Here is an 837-nt window from a genome sequence, read left to right as displayed (position 1 = left end):
AGATATCCTCCATAGTGTATCTTACAACGGTGTCTAAATCGGCTTCATGCCATGACCCAGTCTGTACAGAATAAGGAGCAAGTGACGTGCATTCCGTAAAAATAAAAGATTATATGAGCCCAAATGTTTTATCCTTCAAACCTGAAGACAGCGTTATTACGGCTTTAAGAACTCTGGTAAAAAAAGGCCGTTCGGGCGCACCGGTAATAGATAATGAAGGGAAGCTGGTTGGTATTCTTTCAGAATTGGATTGTTTGAAAGAAGCTCTAAATGACGGCTACTACCAATCAGTAGGTGATCGAGTCGCCGATCACATGACGACCGAGCTAGACATGGTTGAACAAGAAGATGATATCATTGTCTGCGCAGAGTTCTTCACTTCTGGCCGACGACGACTACCGGTTATGGACGGCGGCAAGCTTGTTGGCATTATTACTCGTCAAGACTTTGCTCGCGCACTGATCAACCGTATTGACCATCCTCACCACGGTGACAACTAGATCATGAACTACTAGACTGAGCCAGCCCTTCAGGGTTTGGCTCAGGCTGTATTAAACTAATCATTTCCCATCCAACTGAAGGCTTTGCATCTGTTCTGCCTAAAGGCACAACCTGCTTATCTGGACGAATCGCAAACAATAGCGTCAGCCGATTACCATGGAGCTGTAAATAGTCCTCATAGGTAAACTCTTCAGAGAGCTGCGTCGTTCTAATTGTCGCGCCTTTACTTACCAAGCTCGCTAACTTTGCAAAGGTCGCTCCCTCGTCAAACTGATTTCGTGTTCGCACATATTTTTCAGACGATTGATGACTAGCGCGCACATCCTGATCACCTTC

1 protein-coding gene and 1 pseudogene are annotated in these 837 nt (G+C 45.5%); one reads left to right on the top strand and one right to left on the bottom strand.

The annotated features are described in order from the left end of the window. Nucleotides 1-86 precede the first annotated feature (86 nt). A complete protein-coding gene (locus tag A3761_RS23185) occupies nt 87-500 on the top strand; it encodes a CBS domain-containing protein (RefSeq protein ID WP_082870359.1) in 414 nt (137 codons plus the stop codon). A gap of 1 nt (nt 501) precedes the next feature. Here the strand turns inward: A3761_RS23185 and A3761_RS28115 are convergent. Continuing rightward, a pseudogene (locus A3761_RS28115) lies at nt 502-837 on the bottom strand (hypothetical protein); the annotation flags it as partial.

This window comes from Oleiphilus sp. HI0123 (genome assembly GCF_001635315.1).
This window is presented reverse-complemented; position numbering and strand designations above follow the sequence as displayed.